At 37.5% G+C, this 15554-nt stretch carries 15 protein-coding genes; 9 read left to right on the forward strand and 6 right to left on the reverse strand.

What is annotated here, in order from left to right; all coding sequences use genetic code 11:
* Positions 1-276 precede the first annotated feature (276 nt).
* The 5 genes from ADS77_RS20580 (at position 277) to ADS77_RS20600 (ending at position 4154) form a co-directional block, all read left to right on the forward strand.
* Complete coding sequence (locus ADS77_RS20580; protein ID WP_054205173.1) at positions 277-1287, forward strand: alpha/beta hydrolase family protein; 1011 nt, start codon at positions 277-279, stop codon at positions 1285-1287.
* A gap of 267 nt (positions 1288-1554) precedes the next feature.
* Positions 1555-1884 (forward strand): hypothetical protein, encoded by a 330-nt coding sequence (locus ADS77_RS20585; RefSeq protein WP_054456076.1) that lies wholly within the window; start codon positions 1555-1557, stop codon positions 1882-1884.
* Between the two features lie 124 nt (positions 1885-2008).
* Positions 2009-2446: a GNAT family N-acetyltransferase gene (locus ADS77_RS20590; RefSeq protein WP_054456079.1), complete on the forward strand. Its 438-nt coding sequence runs from the start codon at positions 2009-2011 to the stop codon at positions 2444-2446.
* Positions 2447-2716: 270 nt separating this feature from the next.
* On the forward strand, positions 2717-3217 hold the full coding sequence (locus ADS77_RS20595) for a GNAT family N-acetyltransferase (RefSeq protein ID WP_054205174.1): 501 nt from the start codon (positions 2717-2719) through the stop codon (positions 3215-3217).
* A 553-nt stretch (positions 3218-3770) separates the two neighbouring features.
* The gene (locus ADS77_RS20600; protein ID WP_054205175.1) at positions 3771-4154 is read left to right on the forward strand and encodes a hypothetical protein; all 384 of its coding nucleotides are present in this window, start codon (positions 3771-3773) and stop codon (positions 4152-4154) included.
* A 1145-nt stretch (positions 4155-5299) separates the two neighbouring features.
* On the opposite strand, the gene ADS77_RS20610 is transcribed toward ADS77_RS20600, so the two are convergent.
* Positions 5300-5629: a translation initiation factor gene (locus ADS77_RS20610; RefSeq protein ID WP_054205176.1), complete on the reverse strand. Its 330-nt coding sequence runs from the start codon at positions 5627-5629 to the stop codon at positions 5300-5302.
* 155 nt (positions 5630-5784) lie between these two features.
* Here ADS77_RS20610 and ADS77_RS20615 point away from each other — a divergent pair, with 155 nt between their 5' ends.
* The 4 genes from ADS77_RS20615 to ADS77_RS20630 all read left to right on the forward strand — a co-directional run bounded on the left by ADS77_RS20615 (position 5785) and on the right by ADS77_RS20630 (position 9740).
* Positions 5785-6090: an STAS domain-containing protein gene (locus ADS77_RS20615; protein WP_054205177.1), complete on the forward strand. Its 306-nt coding sequence runs from the start codon at positions 5785-5787 to the stop codon at positions 6088-6090.
* Entirely contained in the window at positions 6090-7751 is a 1662-nt protein-coding gene (locus ADS77_RS20620) for a fused response regulator/phosphatase (protein WP_170174112.1), read from the forward strand. Before ADS77_RS20615 ends, ADS77_RS20620 begins: the two co-directional genes overlap by 1 nt.
* A gap of 53 nt (positions 7752-7804) precedes the next feature.
* Positions 7805-8470 (forward strand): GAF domain-containing protein, encoded by a 666-nt coding sequence (locus ADS77_RS20625; protein ID WP_054205178.1) that lies wholly within the window; start codon positions 7805-7807, stop codon positions 8468-8470.
* A 79-nt stretch (positions 8471-8549) separates the two neighbouring features.
* The gene (locus tag ADS77_RS20630) at positions 8550-9740 is read left to right on the forward strand and encodes an amino acid aminotransferase (RefSeq protein ID WP_054205179.1); all 1191 of its coding nucleotides are present in this window, start codon (positions 8550-8552) and stop codon (positions 9738-9740) included.
* Between the two features lie 102 nt (positions 9741-9842).
* Here ADS77_RS20630 and ADS77_RS20635 read toward each other — a convergent pair whose 3' ends face one another.
* The 5 genes from ADS77_RS20635 to ADS77_RS20660 form a co-directional block, all read right to left on the reverse strand.
* Positions 9843-10682 (reverse strand): Tim44 domain-containing protein, encoded by an 840-nt coding sequence (locus ADS77_RS20635; protein WP_054205180.1) that lies wholly within the window; start codon positions 10680-10682, stop codon positions 9843-9845.
* Between the two features lie 1316 nt (positions 10683-11998).
* Positions 11999-12385, reverse strand: coding sequence for an MmcQ/YjbR family DNA-binding protein (locus ADS77_RS20645; RefSeq protein ID WP_054205182.1), 387 nt, complete (start codon positions 12383-12385; stop codon positions 11999-12001).
* Between the two features lie 493 nt (positions 12386-12878).
* A complete protein-coding gene (locus ADS77_RS20650) occupies positions 12879-13676 on the reverse strand; it encodes a hypothetical protein (RefSeq protein ID WP_054456083.1) in 798 nt (265 codons plus the stop codon).
* Positions 13677-13691: 15 nt separating this feature from the next.
* Positions 13692-14240, reverse strand: coding sequence for a hypothetical protein (locus tag ADS77_RS20655; RefSeq protein WP_054456084.1), 549 nt, complete (start codon positions 14238-14240; stop codon positions 13692-13694).
* Positions 14237-15508 (reverse strand): phytanoyl-CoA dioxygenase, encoded by a 1272-nt coding sequence (locus ADS77_RS20660; RefSeq protein WP_054456087.1) that lies wholly within the window; start codon positions 15506-15508, stop codon positions 14237-14239. The genes ADS77_RS20655 and ADS77_RS20660 overlap by 4 nt, the downstream gene beginning before the upstream one ends.
* Positions 15509-15554 lie beyond the last annotated feature (46 nt).

Genomic DNA, 15554 nt, shown 5'->3' on the forward strand with positions numbered 1-15554 from the left:
GAGAAAAATATCCTTGCTTAACGGTTAAACATTAGGTTTAATGAATAGATAATAAATGCTGAGCAATGCAGGGATAGCTTAGATACGATAGACACGCCAATGAAATTGGTTTGATATCACTTAGGCCATAAAAAACAAATTCCCATAGCATAAACAACACCAACTCTATACACCGAGCAGGTAGCGCCTCAGTCCAACAAGCGATTATGCAACACAAACTGCGTGTCGCATAAATACTAAAATGTTAGAAGTTTCAATCACCGACATGGAGTTCATGTGAATAAATACCTATTAATAATTTCTTTAGCCATTTCATCGTTTAGCACTCAAGCATCAAATTTAATCAATGATGAGCGAGTTACAGATCAAAAAAGTTGCTTTACTTGGATTTTTACTGATTACGCTTCATGGCGTAATGGCATGGAGAAAAAATTCAAAAGAAAAATAAAATCAGAGGAAAAGCTTAATCAAGCTTTGACTCAGTTTGATTCGCGTTTCGGCAAAGAAAGATTCGATTTTTATCAGAGCAATTTGTCTTGTTCTACCTTTAATTATTCTGTCGATGGAAACACTGTAAAAGGCTATGTAATCAAGCCCAAAGTCTCAAAAGGTAAATTGCCCGTATTAATTTATAACCGTGGTGGAAATGGTAACTTTGGTGGTGTTGTATTTGGCTCAATGATGCATAACTTGTTTCCTATCGCTAACGAAGGCTTTGTTATTATCGGTAGTCAATATCGTGGAACGTTCACGAAGAATTCTTCGGCCCACGATGAATTTGGTGGAAGTGATGTTAATGATGTCACAGCATTATTAGATTACATCCCAAGTATTGAAGGGGCTGATTCGCAAAGGGTTGGTATGTATGGCGCTAGTCGAGGTGGAATGCAAACATTCTTAGCTTTAAAAAAAGCAAAGAATGTCAAAGCTGTAGCGACTATCGCTGGTAATTCAGATTTATTGAAAGGTTTAGAATATCGGCCTGCAATGGAAAAAGTATACAAACATCGAATTCCTGAGTATGAGAGCAAAAAAATAGAAGAATTAGAAAAGCGTTCGGTATTAAAGTGGGTCACTGATTTACCGCCCAACGTTCCTATTTTACTTTTACATGGTACTAACGATAAGCGTGTATCAGTTAATCACTCTATTGATCTAGCCGCAGCGTTATCAAAAAACAATATTCATCATAAACTTGTTCTATACCCAGACGATAATCATGGTTTAATGCAAAACAAAGAAAAAGCAAATAAAGAGCTAGTTGGTTGGTTTCGAAAATATCTATAAAAACTTCTAACAAGGCCATAAAGTCGGATTCGTAACAGCTTGCTCGGTTCCACTTCGTTTCACATTATAGCAAGCTATTACTCACCGCTTATGGCGGCGTTGTGGCTGTAGAATTACTCTTTTTTAAGAAAAACAGCTTGTTTTATGGGTTCCAAATGCATTACCTAATGCTTTAAAAACGCTTAGAGTTAATTACAGGAGCTCGTTTTTTAATTGAATTTGGCTGTTAGAGTAATTCTACAGCCTCGTTAGGCACTCGGAGAAACTTTGAAGAAGTTTTTACTTATCTTAGGGTTTTTAATATTAATTCCTGTAGCAGCATTGTTGATAATTGCTGTGCCGCAGCTATTAAATAAAGATCCGGATGCTACATATGAGTTGCGTGGAAGATACAGAACGTCTGATGATGGTAGTACTTATCTAGTTATTGAAGACCAAGGGACTGATAAGTGTTTCGTTAATAGTAAGCCTTGGCCTCATAATTCCTCACAAAAAGGAAAAATATCACATGGCGATGTGCATATTGAGTGCGGTATGTACATGTCTATTACAGTACCTAAAGGCACTATATATTATTTTAATTATTGGGGGCCTTGAGTGCCTAACAACTCAATTAACTCACTCACTTCGTTCGCTGGGACGCATACACGCGGGGCGGCTTCGCCATTATACCCCACGCGCCTGCGCCCGTTATTGAAAAGTTAGGTTTTAAGGAGTATCTGTGGAATTAATTCTTCAGCATATAACTAGTAAAAATTATGAAAATGTAGCTGATCTTGAGCTCTTGGGTGAACAAAAGAACTTTCTTGCTAGTAATACTTGGTCACTTGTTGAAGCTGCATATAACGATGGGTACGAGGCTCGAGCTATTTACCAAAAAGATAAACTTGTTGGTTTTATTATGTGGGTACATGAGACAGAAAAAAGAATTTCAATTTGGCGTTTTATGGTTGACCATAAATTTCAAAATCAGGGGATTGGGCGTTCAGCTTTAAACCTTGCGCTAAATGAAATCAAATTAGTCAATGGTATCGAAGAAATTGAGATATGTTATAACCCTGACAACTCTTTAGCTAAAAGGTTGTTTTTTAGTTGCGGCTTTAAAGAGGTTGGAATGGATAAGGACAACGAAGATATGCTTGCGGTTATTACAATTTAAACCTAACAAGGCAAGTCAAACGGACTTCCAAAGCTTGGCGATTTTTATTGCAAAGAAACGCAATAAAACTGCCAAACTTTTCCAGCCGTTGCTCGCGGCGTTGTGGCTGTAGAATTACTCTTTTTTAAGAAAAACAGCCTGTTTTATGGGTTCCAAATGCATTATCTAATGCTTTAAAAACGCTTAGAGTTAATTACAGGAGCTCGTTTTTTAATTGAATTTGGCTGTTAGAGTTATTCTACAGCCTCGTTATGCGTATAGAGAGTTTCAATGCAACTTGAGCTGTTATCTAAAGATCATTTGGAGAAATTATTAGCTTTCGAGCTAGAAAATAGATCATGGTTTGAATCATTAATTGAGCCTCGAGGACATGATTTTTATTCGGCTAAAGGTGTCGGAAACCACATTGATGCAGAACTTAATAAGGTAAATTCTGGTACAGCGTTTTGTGGTTTACTTATTAAAAATAATGAAATTGTCGCAAGAGCCAATTTAAGAGATATTAGCACTAATAAAGCTGTTGTCGGTTATAGGGTTTCAAAACGTTTTTTATCTCAAGGCTATGCAAGCTTTTGTCTGGCTTCACTAATTGATATTGCAAAAAGAAAATTTTGCATTCGTTCCTTAGAAGCTAAAGTATTAGAAAACAACCCAGCTTCAAAGCATGTATTGTTAAAACAAGGCTTTGAGCCTATTGGTAATGTCCCTAACTTTATTGTATTAAATAATAAGCAGTTAGCTTGTACAGAGTTTAGGTTAAAATACGCATAATCGGGTAGCCGGAGGTCTCTAACCTCCAGCCCACACCACCCATCATGCGCTTTTTATTAACAGGAAGTGCAATGGGCGGTTCATCTCCCGTAATGAATATTGATCCAAACATCTCTCAATAAGAAATAAAGATGACACCCATCCTAAAGTTTGTATTTTCTATATTTCGCACTAACTTTTAATTAGTGCAAAAAACAAACAGAATGTCATATGGCTATCGCAAGAAAACGTCAAATAAGTTTGCTTGATATAAAGTATTATCATTGTATTTCTCGCTTTGGCTACCAATACTGGCGTTAATATACATACTACAAAGTTCAACAGTCCCAAATAGGGTAAACTCTTATCACCTCAAATAAACCACTCACACACCTGCAATCCCTTCCAAAACGCCCATTAAAACAACACCAAATCCTTTTTTAAATTTATGTAAAATTGAAGTAACCGATTGAACCAAAATAGGAACTCAGCTATGGTTGAAGCATCAATAAAAATAAATTAAAAAACGAGTTATTCTACAGCCTCGTTATGTGTGCTAGAGGTTTAAATTGAAATGCATTCAGATTTAGAGGAATTGGCTGGATCTTTGAGAGTCATTGTATCTAATGAAATTAATGTTGAAGCTCAAGAGAATATGATGGCTTTTGCAATAAACGCATTAGGTAATACCGAAGGATCAATCATTGCTTTTTTACGTGATAGTAAGGATGTTTATACAAACGCAAAGCCTAATGTGAGAATGACTTTTTATTGTTGGTTAGACGAACTCGCGGGGCAAATAAGAATGAGCGCTGTGTCGCAGTCACACGAGCAGCTTCCTTTTCGATGTGGTATAAATAGTCTAGCTTTAATTCCTTTTTCCAACTCACTAGCTGTTGGGATTAGCGGTGTCTACTCTAGTGAGGAGAAACTAAATGTTTGGCAATCGCAAATATAATAAATAACAAAGATGACATCCATCCTAAATTTTGTATTTTCCATATTTTTTACTTGCTTTAAATTAGTGTGAAAAGCAAACAGAGTGATGTATGGCAACGGTAAGAAAGCGTCAAGTAAGTTTGCTTGATATAAAGTATTATCATTGTATTTCTCGCTTTGGCTACCAATACTGGCGTTAATATACATACAACAAAGTTCAACAGTCCCAAATAGGGTAAACTCTTATCACCTCAAATAAACCACTCACACACCTGCAATCCCTTCCAAAACGCCCATTAAAACAACACCAAATCATTTTTTAAATTTATGTAAAATTGAAGTAACCGATTGAACCAAAATAGGAACTCAGCTATGGTTGAAGCATCAATAAAAATAAATTAAAAAACGAGTTATTCTACAGCCTCGTTATACGTATAGGGAGGTTTTGGTGGGTTATCTAGTTTTAGGTGTTTTTCTTTTTGTTCATTTCTATATTTCTTTTTTAGTATGTAAATATTATGCAAAGTCATATGAGCAACAACTTAATACTGTATCTAAATTAGTAATTACCTTATTTACAGGGCCACTTACTTTTGCGCTTGTGTTGATAGCTATTTATATAACTCCATTAAGGAATACTGAAGCAGGTCTAATGGATGGTGGACTCTTCTTAATATTTATATTATTTACACCGCTGTTTCCTATTGTCAGTTACATGCTTGTAAAATTAGCTCAAAAGTTTACGGTTTGTGTAAAATACGCATCTAACAACACGCCCTGAGGTGGACAGCAAACGGTAAAGCTCACTTTCCACCGCAAATTTTAACAGCGGTGATCCCTTACTTTTCAATGCAGTTAAGTAAGTTGATTCATCGTAGGGCGTATGTGTTTTCCAGCACCTAAATAGGATTCGTATCCACTTAAATGACAATGATCTGATGATAGTATTATGGGGTTTTTCTTTGGTTTCTTGCTGCCGATAATATGCTTTAGCTCAAAATGAATAACGCACAGATAACCCTGCCCATTCCACAAATGTTTGCCTTAAAAATTTAGTGCACGAGTATCGCCAATGTATTCATTCTTTCTTACCACTGCGTTGGGTAACAGGGGCAATCGCTGCGTATTTTTGTATATCAGCAGCGCATTTATAAACCCAGCGGCTCATCCCCCGGCAATTTTTACTTTAAATTTAAGTGCCTCTAGGATGGCTTTAAGTTTGTCGCGGTCGTCGCCTTGTACTTCTATGATGCCGTCTTTTACTGCGCCGCCTTGGCCCATTTTGCTTTTAATGGTTTTAGCGAGTTTTTTTAAGTCGTGTTGTTCGCTATCAATGCCGGTGACCAACATAACGCCTTTGCCCTTACGGCCTTTTGTTTGGCGTTCGATGCGCAGGGCGCCATCTTTAAAGGTTTTGCTCTCAATTTCTTTAGTTGGTTTTGGTTGGCTGATGCGCCCTGTTTCGGTTGAATAAACGAGATTACTATCACTCATGCTTAGCCTGCGGTGAAAAAAGTTAAATAACAATAACGTCTATAATATCAAATCTAATAACAAATTTGCGCTTAGGTGCTTTTATTTTTGGCTAATTATTTTTAAGCAGTTATATTTAAAGCAATAAGAACGGATAATCTGATCAGGAGTTGAGTATGAGTTTAAGTAAGAGTGCCTCAGCGGATGGCACTACACTAACGATTCAAATTAAAGGGAAGTTTGATTTTAATTTGGTTCAATCGTTTCGCCAAGCCTACGCTGGTATAAATGATACTACCGTGAGGGTGGTTGTAGACCTACGCGAAACCGACTATATGGATAGCTCGGCGTTGGGTATGTTACTTAACATGAAAAAAACATTGGGGACATCTGTTAACGCGATTCATATTAGTAATTGCCAACCGCAATTGAAAAAAATTCTGCAAATATCTCGTTTTGATAAAAAATTTGATATCGACTGATGATGCGCGTTCTTGTTGTTGATGATCAACCCATAAATTGCACACTATTAAAAGTTATGCTGGAGCAGCAGGGTTACAATGTTTTATTAGCAGGTAACGGTGTAGAAGCATTAGCGCTATTAGAAAAAGAAGCAATAGACATTGTTTTGTTGGATGTTTTAATGCCAATAATGGACGGTTATGAAACAGCAGCAAGGATAAAAAAATTAAGTAGTGATGTTTATTTACCTATTATTTTTATTACGGCATTAGAAGAAAAAGGCAGTTTTGAACGTTGCTTAGCGGTGGGAGGGGATGATTTTATTAATAAGCCTTTTGATAAGGCTATTTTAAGTGCAAAAATCAAAGCTCATAGCCGTACTCGACAACTGAGCTTGAAGGCCCACGAGCAAAATAAGTTATTAGAATACCACTATAATCAAACTGAACGAGAGCATGAAATAGTTGAGCATATATTTAATAATGCGCTCGAAAATCAACATGCATTTACTGAAAATATAGATTTTCACCTTTCGCCTGCATCAATGTTTAATGGTGATATGTGTTTAGTGGCACAAAGCCCGATTGGTAGTTTATATTGTATGTTGGGAGATTTTACTGGTCATGGTTTAGCGGCTGCCGTGGGTGCCTTACCTGCTTCTAGAGTATTTTATACCATGGTCGGTAAAGGCATGGCAGTAAGCGATATTGCCAATGAAGTAAACACAGTTTTAGCTAAACTATTACCTGGTCATATGTTTTGTGCTGCAAATATTATTGAGTTAAGTAGCTCAGGAAAAAGCATTTCGGCTTGGTTAGGTGGCTTACCTGATGCGTATTTAATTAACCAACAAGGAGATGTTTTAAAAACATTAGAATCGCAACATATGGCTTTAGGTATATTAGAAACCGATGAGTTTGAACGCGAGTTGATTCATTTTGAAGTTGACCCCAGCATGCGGCTGGTTTTATCGACGGATGGGATTATTGAAACCACCAATGAATACGACGACTATTTTGGTGAGCAGCGCTTTATAGAGGTATTAGCAAGTAAAGCGCAAATCTCAAGTAATGAGGTGATTAAACATGTGACAAACTTTGCACATGGCACTAAACAGCAAGATGATTTAAGTTTAGTTTTGTTTAACTGTTTAGCTGTGCCTGCACCAAAAAAAGAAATAGAAAGCTACTCTCCACTACCTTTTAACTTTTCATTAAGTTTAAACTCAACGCAAATAAAGCAAACCGATCCGGTACTAGAGATAGTCGATGTAATTACCCGAGTAGGTGGGTTGAAAGCGCACCGGTCAAACATCTTTTTATTATTATCTGAGGCGTATAACAATGCGCTCGATCATGGTGTTTTGGGATTAGATTCCGATATTAAAAATCAAGAAGATGGCTTTATGGAGTATTACCAACAAAGAGAAGTCGCTCTAGAAAAATTAACAGGTGCGATGATCATTGTTGATATGCGTTATTGTCCGGAAACCTTGTGTGTTTATTTTACTATATGTGACTCAGGTAATGGTTTTAGCGCCGATAATAACAACGGACATAGTTTAACGCGTGAACATGGTCGTGGGTTATCACTACTTGAAGAAATAGCCGAACAGGTGTCATATAACGCATCTGGGAATCAAATAGAAATGTGTTATAGATTAACATCGCTACAAGCCTAGTCGAACGTCATTTGTCATGCTATGATTTGTTTTTTAGATGTTTGGACGGCTAAATGGCTTCTTCTTATTTATCGCTGGCACAATTAGATGTGTCACCTCAATTAGTCTCTGCGGAACTTATCAAGCTTGAAAAGCATTTGGCTGGGCATCAGGTACAGTTGCCCTCTGTACGTTGGCAATATCAAATACCTGAATTAGGCGAAGGTGGGACGTGCAGTTTATTTGGTTACTTACAAGATGAGCCATTTAAGTTAACTGATTATGTAAGCCAAGATCAGCACACCACTAATAAGTTGGCAACATTACAACTCATCGTTGATTATGTTGTAAGTCAAACGAATGTTGATTGGTACGGTATCTATCAAAATACGCAAACGCAAGAGGGCGCCCAGCTTCTGAAATTGGCTTATTTTGGCGCACCAAGTAGGCCTCTTTTTCCACTTACTGAAGCATTTGCAGCGGGTAGTAATAATGTACAGGTTGCACTGAGCAGTAAAGGCCGTGTAATAAACAATGTTGAGCAATATTTGGCTGCGGGTGGAGAGTATTATACTTGTGATCCTAAAGTTAAATCAGAAGCGTGTTTACCGCTTTTTGACAGTGAAAATCGTTGTGTGGGTATTGTTGACGGTGAGGCCTTCAATAACGAATTTTTTAATCAACAAACATTAGCGCTATTAATTGCTTGCTGTATTAAAATTCCTCACTTTTTAGTGTAAATAACACTAGTCAATCTAGTGACCTTTTATGTTAAGCTAAGTGCAACAGCTAACCCCTAAATAATGAAAGAGATAGTCAATGTTCTCAGTATTAAAACCATTACCAACAGATCCTATTCTTGGCCTTATGGCGGCCTATAAGCAAGATACTAACCCAAATAAGATTGACTTAGGGGTGGGTGTTTATAAAGATGAACAAGGTAATACGCCAGTATTAAAATCAGTAAAAAAAGCCGAAGCCTTTCGTCTAGAAAATGAAACCAGTAAATCATACATTGGTTTGGCAGGTAATTTAGATTACTGTCAGCAAATGGAAAACCTATTATTAGGTGAGCACCAAGCGTTATTAGCTAACCGTGTTCGTACAGCACAAGCGCCCGGCGGTACAGGTGCACTGCGTGTTGCTGCTGAGTTTATTGTTCGTTGTAATCCAGGGGCAACAGTATGGGTTACTAATCCTACTTGGGCTAATCATATCAGCTTGTTTGAAGCCGCTGGTCTGACAGTTAAAGAATACCCGTACTACGATTACGAAAATAAAGATTTATTATTTGATGAAATGATAGAGACCCTTACGCAAGTGCCTAAAGGTGATGTTGTTTTATTGCACGCATGTTGTCACAACCCAAGTGGTATGGATTTAAACGAAACACAGTGGAACACTGTAGCGCAGCTTGCTAAAGATGTTGGTTTTACACCACTTGTAGATATTGCGTACCAAGGGTTTGGTTCAAGCCTTGAAGAAGATGCAAACGGCTTACGTATTTTAGCGAATGCGGTTGATGAGCTAATTATTTGTTCTTCATGTTCTAAAAACTTTGGTTTATACCGTGAACGTATTGGCGCATGTTCTATTATCGCTAAAGATGCTGCAACGGCTGATATTTCAAATTCAGTACTGTTAAGTGTGGTGCGTGGTATTTATTCAATGCCACCAGCGCACGGTGCTGACATTGTAAATACTATTTTAAGTAGCACAGAGCTTACACAAATGTGGCATGGCGAACTTGATGAAATGCGTAACCGTATTAATGGTTTACGTACGCTTATTAAAGATAACCTAGCGACGAAAGGGATTGCACAAGACTTCTCTTTTATTGATCGCCAAAACGGCATGTTCTCGTTCTTAGGTATTAATAAAGCGCAAATCGATCGTTTACAAAAAGAGTATTCAATCTATATTGTTGGTTCAAGTCGTGTAAACGTGGCAGGTATCAGTGATACAAACATTGAGTACTTTGCAAATGCTGTTGCAGACGTTTGTAAGTAATTATATTTACATTACATCGTTTATATAAATAGCGTTTATTTAAATAATAAAAAACCGCACTAACATTATGTTGTGCGGTTTTTTGTTTTTAGTGATTAGATTTTATGAATCAATTAAATCTTCTACGCCAACTATTAACCAAGGTGCGTCATTATCAGTGCCGCGCTCTAAGTGCCAAATCTCTAAAATAGGCTCTTCTTTATTATCACCTAAATCACGATATTTACCTTTAAAGCGAACACTCAGTTGCCATTTTTGTGCGTTTGTATCAGCGCGAACAAGCTCGGCATCAATAAACATGACCTCAGTCGCTACGCTTTGGATTGTTTCGCGTTCAGCTTTAAACTCTGCTACTAGCTCAGGGCTTAAATACTCAGCCATCGTGCTGTAATCAGCTTCATTCCACGCTGTTTGTAAAGTGTGGTAATGAGTACGAGCGCCTTGTAAAAAGCCATTGGTATCAAAATTAGGTGGCAGGTTAAAAGGCACGTTATTCGTTTGACTAAAACCTGTAGCAGTCGCTTGCTCTGGTGCGGCTTGTTTCATTTGTGGCGCGTTAAATGTACCTTGCGCATGCGCCATCGCTGGGGCATTTTTACGGCGGATCATGCCCATTACAAGTTTAAAGATGATAAAGGCAATACCGGCCATTACGATCATTTCTAAAATTTGCATACCTTCGAAATCATCACCCATCATTGAGGCGATTAAGCCTCCGGCTAACAAACCACCAAAGATGCCCGCCATCATGCCTTTTTTGCTTGATTTTGGCTTAGCTGCTGGAGCGACAGTATTGGTGTCGGTTTGTTGTTTTTGTGCAGTTTGTTGGGTTTCAGGGGTTTTTCCGCGCTTTTTACTACCGAACTTTTTACGTGCTTCAGCATCAAAACTTGCAGTACATAACAGAGCAAGTAATGAAAATATAACAATCAGGTTTTTCATGAAATTCCTTAAAACAGATTAGAGTGGCGATTCTAAATCAGTTTAGGAATTATATAAATAGGTACAAAGTGAATTCGGATTAAAATACCCGTTACAATTGCGATCCCTACTATTTCAGGAACAATATAGCTCTTAAATGAATCACTGTAGTCATCTATGAAATAGAAAAACTTCATAAGCGCTACTATTGTTGCCATAATACAAATTGTGTACTTAAGGTGTTTTTTGAATAAGTTGAAACTCATAACTTTCCTTGTTTTTTATGTGTCCACATAATGTCCAAATTCAAAAAATTACACAAGATCTTAAAAAATAGCATAAGAAACTAAGTTTCTGATTTTAAAGTAAGCCATTGTTTTTATTGACGGCCTATAATAATCGAGGCTTTGCGGACGGGGCAGCTCCACTAATATAGGTTTTTAAATTCGTTGATTTAAAAACCCTAAAAAACCCGCTAATTTGAGCAATCAAATTAACGGTTTTTTTATGGATTTGACTTAAATTAAATAGCGGGCTTGCTGTAAAAATAAAGTTTTAAAGTGGTACTTTAACTATCACACTGCAATTTAACACCTAAGCAATGAATACAAATAATGCCCAAATATACACCGCCTTTTACACTCTCTAATAAAATATTGACCTTTGTCGTGTATATTAGTGAGCAAGATCGCGATGTTACGAATGCTCAGTTAGCTAAAAGGTGTGGTAAACCTTTAAGGACCATTGAAATACGAGTTAAAATTTAAAAAATAGCGGATTGCTTATACGTATGGGAGCCAATAAGCAGTTACTGGCAACTAAAGGTTTAATTATTAAAAGCGAATAAATAGGCACAAAATATTTGAAATAGCGGTGAATAAAACTGATATTAATTTACCAAAAGGGCAGTCATGTTTACGGTATACTTTCGTAAGTCATTTAATGGTGAACGCAGGTGATTTATTAGGGCGTGTTGACCTTTGTGGATTGAAATTTGTTCAATCTAGGGGCGATTTAATCGCGGCGCGAGGTTTGTAACCTAGCGGGCTAAGTAAAAACCGAGCAACAAAGAGTCAATCGCCCCTAGGAAGAACCCTTTGGGCAGCGCATGTTTGGCATTTATACTGCGTTATCGCCTATTTATGGGGAACAACCACACGACATAGGCTCTGCCTTGCCTAAATACCAAACATACTGCTGCAAAATCAATCATACTTTTGGCCGGTATTAACTCGAAATAGTGTTTTAGCGTGTGTTAGAGGGAATGTTTAGTGTCAATCATTATAGATTACTCTGCACTGAGCAAATAAATTGAACAGTGCAGTTTATATCAATTTTTATAGATGTATTTCAATTGCTTTACGGTCTTTTTCAGGCATGTTTGCGACCACTAAATTAAAAGAATTATCTATCATGCGTTCAATTTCCCCATTAGGGATTGAGCCATCAAGAATAACAGTATTCCATAACCGTTTATTCATGTGATAACCCGGTATGACAGACGGAAAAATATCACGCAGTGCTTGGGCTTCGTCTGGATCGCATTTTAAATTCATCCACCAGATTAAATTGCCATTTTCATCTGTTTGCCCTTCGTTTCCGACGGATAGTGTTGCAAACATTTTATGGTTCACTTTATATACATCAACTTCTTGGCCGAAAGGTTGGGTAACCATGACCAGAGGTTTATTTTTTAGGTACTCATGTGCTGTGTGTTGATTCATGATCCAGTCCTTGAAGTCATTTTAAGATAAATTAACAATAGCAGCTTTTTTATCGTTTAGTCATGAAAAAGAGATTAATAAAGCAAATTTATTAGCAATAACAACCTCTAGAAGTTAAATTTTAAAAATGCGTGCTGTTGTTCGCGATGTATGATGTTTAAGTATACTTGGTTAATAAAAATGTCTGCTAGGGCGTGTTGACCTTTGTGGGTTGAAATTTGTTCAACCTAGGGGCGATTTAATCGCGGCGCGAGGTTTGTAACCTAGCGGGCTAAGTAAAAATCGAGCAACAAAGAGTCAATCGCCCCTAGGAAGAACCCTTTGGGCAGCGCATGTTTGTCATTTATACTGCGTTATCGCCTATTTATGGGGAACAACCACACACCATAGGCGCTGCCTTGCCTAAAGACCAAACATACTGCTGCAAAATCAATCACGAAAGGTCAACAAGCCCTAGTGATTCATTAAGCAGCTTGCGCTTTTAAACTTTTTATTACACTGATTTAGGTAAAGATGAATAGGCTATAACGGCTGCATCTCGCTTTACTAGATCGGGTTTAGATGAGCTTTTAGCATAAACATCACAATATTTGATGGGATCACCTTCGTGTACTAACAAATGATCATTACTAAAACCAGCTAATACTTTTTGCCAGCGCTGCACAATATGTACGGGAGCACGTGGTAAAGAGTTCAAAATAAGCCTTGATTCTTTAAAGTTGCTATTAATTGCAATATTTAGCATGTCGTCGTTCGCAGCCCCAAGCCAGCTAGCCCCATTAGTGCCTACACATAGTAGTGGCATGTAGGGAGCAAGTGCGGGGCAAACATCATTCCTATAAATATCTACTTTCCAATAGGACCGTGCTATTTTTATAAACTGAGTAAAATCTTTGATGGGCGTAAAGTTTGATGTTGCTAAAGGCAAAATTTCTATTCTGGGTTTGTTGGCATTTACGGTGTCGTTAGAAACATCAATATACCAAGGGCCCAAAATAAATGCGTTTTGAAAATACTCATCCCGTAAAGAGCCCCACGCTTTTTGCAATGGGGAGCCTTGTGTAATAAGCTCTTTTAACAAGCTAAGCCCAGGTTTATTTGTTGTTGGTATTTGCGTTTGTAATAATGTGAATACTTCATCTCTTATCTCTCTGCAACGGCCAATAGGATAAGGTTTTTCGGCAAAGTAAGGGATTGTAGGTGCCAGTTTTAAATCGGCTATTAATCTTAGATGGGCTAGATCAGCACATACTATTGTAAGTTGCTCTGGAGTGAGGTTTTTATCAAGCACGTATATTCCTTATAGTTATAATCGTAATTTTTTTAGTTGAGCTTGGGTATAGGCGTCATCTCTTAGCCACTTTAACATGTTTGGATAACCGTTAGGGTGATTCGGCTGTTCACACATAAACCATGAATATAAAAGGGGATAACCAAACCCTGTGTTAGTGCTAAAGGCTTCTATAAGACTCGCCGATGCACCCTTATAACCCTCTTCATGAAATAAAACATCGGGTGCAATATCCAAATAGCAGGCAGCAGCCCATGACCATGCAATTGCAGTCATTTCCTCGGCTGCTTGATGATCATGGTGTTTCATATCCCCAGTTAAACAGGTTCTTGTTGTTTCAGAGGTAACCGCAATATGACCTGCTTCATGGAGAATGTCACCAGGATAAAATCCCTTTTCAAAATCAAGTAATAAAGTACCATTATTTACTTTAAGGCCAGGCAAAAAAGTTTTTTCATCTAGTGTTTCATATCGGTGCTTTATGCCAATATTAGTAAGAAAGGCTAAAATTTTATTAACGTCTGTTAACTGTTTATCTGTGTTGTGTTTAGAGTTAATCATCATGATGGTGTTAGATTACTATTAATGTTTAACCAATGTTCGAATTCTTCAATACGTTGGCTTTGATAAAGTGCAGCTGTCGTTTCATGGTATGGTAGTGCTAATGAATCTAATAGCTTGGTCCATAATGCCCATTCATCGTCGGCTATGCTGAAGGAGTGACCGCATTTAGCTGCCTGTGCACGCTCAAACATACGCTTTACGCCTGGTAAACCTAAATTATTAAGATCTGTAAATTTAGCTAATTTAGTCTCTGTTTTAATTGTATTTTTTATGGGGAATTTAAATATAAAGTCTGCGCATTTGGGCATTATATATTCATAATGAATAGCTTCACCGCCACGAAGCTGCGCATCATGAGGTAAAAAAGTCAGTGGTATATTCAAACTACATTGGTTTTCGGTCAATTTAAGGTGTTTGTATACTTGAATATCGGTTGTTAGTTTTAGTCTGTAATTAGTTTCAACGCCATTTGGGATCAGCATACTGCCTTTAAAGGCGGATGTATCTCCCGTATTTAAACGCTTAGCTTCGTCGATATTTAAGCAATAAAACTCTTTTAGGAGTATGTCAGTGCTCGGTTTATCTTCTGTCTGCATTAAAGAGTTAAAAGGTGTTAGCCATGCCTTTAAAGAAATTTTTTGTGGGATCAAGGTGCCAGATTCACTCAGGTATTGACATAAATGAGCAAAAATAAAAACTTGGGGTTCTCGCTTTAAAAGAGCCGTCATGGTTTCAGAAATAATAATGTCAAATTGCTGGGAGTCTGGTGCTTGCCAGCGCGTTGCGTCATCACACGTGATTGCAACAATGTTTTGGGTGATTGAAAAGTGCTTTACTAGCTTTTTAATTGCACTGATGTTTTCTGGATGAATGTCAATGAGAGTGACTTTTATGCGCGGGTTTGTGGCAACACTTAAATAAGGAATAAGTAACGTACCATAAGGGCCTGTACCGGCATAAAGAATATGAATATCATCAGTCGTTGCTTTTAAACGTTCTTCAATAGCGAATTTAACACCTTGCATAAAGATTTGCGTACGAAGAGTCTCTTCAGTGCATTTAGCTGCTTGTACGGGAGAAATTGCAACGCCTTGGGATGTATTTTCATCATTCCAGTCATTCATATCTAAATCAGTTGATATAGACGTAATATTCCCTAAGTAATTTTTTAAATCGTTGATAAAAGGTTTCATCAACCCAGCATCACCAGGCTCATTTAGCAAATGTGTAACCGCATTACGGTATCTGTTCAGTAACTCAGTATCCATATCGCTCCCTGTATTTAGTTACAACAATTGTTGCTTGCAATAATAT

The organism is Pseudoalteromonas porphyrae (assembly GCF_001298125.1).
GTDB lineage: Bacteria > Pseudomonadota > Gammaproteobacteria > Enterobacterales > Alteromonadaceae > Pseudoalteromonas > Pseudoalteromonas neustonica.

Excerpts from the sequence above, each read along its gene's own strand:
- ADS77_RS20630 (WP_054205179.1), top strand. The coding sequence starts at position 8,550 with ATGTTCTCAGTATTAAAACCATTACCAACAGATCCTATTCTTGGCCTT.
- ADS77_RS20660 (WP_054456087.1), bottom strand. The coding sequence starts at position 15,508 with ATGGATACTGAGTTACTGAACAGATACCGTAATGCGGTTACACATTTG.
- ADS77_RS20595 (WP_054205174.1), top strand. The coding sequence starts at position 2,717 with ATGCAACTTGAGCTGTTATCTAAAGATCATTTGGAGAAATTATTAGCT.
- ADS77_RS20655 (WP_054456084.1), bottom strand. The coding sequence starts at position 14,240 with ATGATGATTAACTCTAAACACAACACAGATAAACAGTTAACAGACGTT.
- ADS77_RS20620 (WP_170174112.1), top strand. The coding sequence starts at position 6,090 with ATGATGCGCGTTCTTGTTGTTGATGATCAACCCATAAATTGCACACTA.
- ADS77_RS20600 (WP_054205175.1), top strand. The coding sequence starts at position 3,771 with ATGCATTCAGATTTAGAGGAATTGGCTGGATCTTTGAGAGTCATTGTA.
- ADS77_RS20615 (WP_054205177.1), top strand. The coding sequence starts at position 5,785 with ATGAGTTTAAGTAAGAGTGCCTCAGCGGATGGCACTACACTAACGATT.
- ADS77_RS20625 (WP_054205178.1), top strand. The coding sequence starts at position 7,805 with ATGGCTTCTTCTTATTTATCGCTGGCACAATTAGATGTGTCACCTCAA.
- ADS77_RS20635 (WP_054205180.1), bottom strand. The coding sequence starts at position 10,682 with ATGAAAAACCTGATTGTTATATTTTCATTACTTGCTCTGTTATGTACT.
- ADS77_RS20645 (WP_054205182.1), bottom strand. The coding sequence starts at position 12,385 with ATGAATCAACACACAGCACATGAGTACCTAAAAAATAAACCTCTGGTC.
- ADS77_RS20610 (WP_054205176.1), bottom strand. The coding sequence starts at position 5,629 with ATGAGTGATAGTAATCTCGTTTATTCAACCGAAACAGGGCGCATCAGC.